The organism is Herbaspirillum sp. B65 (assembly GCF_000333555.1).
Classification (GTDB): Bacteria; Pseudomonadota; Gammaproteobacteria; order Burkholderiales; family Burkholderiaceae_D; genus Herbaspirillum; species Herbaspirillum rubrisubalbicans.
Window position 1 is genome coordinate 1 of the sequence record NZ_BADI01000931.1, and the last position, 1,965, is coordinate 1,965.

Consider the following 1,965-nt stretch of genomic DNA (forward strand, 5'->3'; position numbering starts at 1 on the left):
ACGACCAGCACGACGGTAATCACGTGGCCGAGCTGCACACCGCCCTGGCCGATGCCGATGCCTATACCGTGCGCTCGCGTGCCGAGCAATTGCTGCTGGGGCTGGGGTTTTCGCTAGAACAGATGGAACGGCCGGTGGCCAGCTTCTCCGGTGGCTGGCGCATGCGCCTGAACCTGGCGCAGGCGCTGATGTGTCCGTCCGACCTGCTGCTGCTGGACGAACCGACCAACCACCTGGACCTGGATGCCATCATCTGGCTGGAAGACTGGTTGAAGCGCTATGAGGGCACGCTGCTCATCATTTCACACGACCGCGATTTCCTGGATGGCGTGGTGAACGTGATCGTTCATATCGATGATCGCAAACTGAAGCGTTATTCCGGCAACTACAGCGCCTTCGAGCGCCAGCGCTCGGCCCAGTTGGAACTGATGGCAGGGATGATCGAGAAGCAGCAGCGCCAGCGCGCGCACCTGCAATCCTTCATCGACCGCTTCAAGGCCAAGGCGACCAAGGCGCGCCAGGCACAGAGCCGTATGAAGGCTTTGTCCAAGATGGAAGAGCTGGCACCGCTGCGGGCGGCAGCCGAGTTCTCGTTTGAATTCCGCGAGCCCTTGTCGGCGCCCAATCCGCTCCTGGTGATGGAAAAGGTCAACGCCGGCTATCACATCGAGGGCAAGAACGGCGCGCCCGACGAAGACAAGATCATCGTGCACGGCATCGATTTCTCGCTGCAGAGTGGCCAGCGCATTGGCCTGTTGGGCGTCAACGGCGCCGGTAAATCGACGCTCATCAAGACGGTGGCGGGCGAGATCGATCCGCTTTCCGGCACGGCCCGCCTGGGCAAGGGTCTGGTGATCGGTTACTTCGCCCAGCATCAGGTGGAGATGCTGCGCCATGACGAATCGCCGCTTTGGCACTTGACCCGGCTGGCGCCCGATGTGCGCGAACAGGAGTTGCGCAACTTCCTGGGCAGTTTCAATTTCAACGGCACCATGGCCACCTCCTCCATCGCCCCCTTCTCCGGCGGCGAAAAGGCACGCCTGGCGCTGGCCCTGATCGTCTGGCAGCGCCCCAACCTGTTGCTGCTGGACGAACCGACCAACCACCTCGACCTGGAAACCCGCGAAGCCTTGACCATGGCGCTGGCGCAGTTCGAGGGTACCCTCGTGCTGGTATCCCACGATCGCCACCTGCTGCGCGCCACGACCGACCAGTTCCTGATCGTGGCCGAAGGCAAGCTGCAACCCTTCGACGGCGACCTGGACGACTACAAGGATTGGCTCTTCAAGACCAAGCTGGCCGCCCGCAATGATGCCGCAGCCGCTGCGCCGCTGCCGACCTCCAGCCAGCCGGTGGAAGCCGCTCCGGCTTCGCTGGTGGACCGCAAGGAACAGAAGCGCCTGGAGGCCGAGCAGCGCCAGAAGATGTCGGCCCTGAAAAAGCCGATCGAGGCACGCATCAAGCGGCTCGATGAGCAGATCGCCAAGCTCAACGCCCGCAAGGCGGAGATCGATGCGCGCCTGGCCAGCCCCGACATCTACGATGCCGCCAACAAGGATGAGCTCAAGACGCTCATCACCGACCAGGCCTATTGCGGCAAGGAGCTGGAACAGCTGGAAAACGAATGGCTGGAACAGCAGGAAGCACTGGAGCAATTGCAGGCCTGAAGTCCGAAGGAACCGAGGCTGGCATAAGCTTTCTACATGAATGTCTTAAGCCAGCCCTTGCAGTTGGGCAAAACGAAGGCATCATTGCGCCCTGGCCGCACTTTTTGTGGCGAAAGTTTTTATAAGGACATCGATATATGAACAAGAACATCAAGCAATGGCTGCTGGCCGGTGTGGGCGCGGCACTGCTGGCTTCCTCCCTGAGCGTCTCGGCAGCGGATCTGCTGCAATCGGTCAAGAGCAGCGGCACCTTGAAGGTGGCATTGGAAGGCAACTATCCCCCGTTCAACTTCAAGGA

1 protein-coding gene and 1 pseudogene are annotated in these 1,965 nt (G+C 61.3%); both read left to right on the forward strand.

Annotated features, from left to right (window positions below; all coding sequences use genetic code 11):
- The coding region (locus I5W_RS21785; protein WP_044530807.1) for an ATP-binding cassette domain-containing protein at window positions 1–1,667 on the forward strand (1,667 nt) is incomplete at its 5' end.
- Window positions 1,668–1,804: 137 nt separating this feature from the next.
- Window positions 1,805–1,965 (forward strand): annotated as a pseudogene (locus tag I5W_RS33640) (cystine ABC transporter substrate-binding protein); the annotation flags it as partial.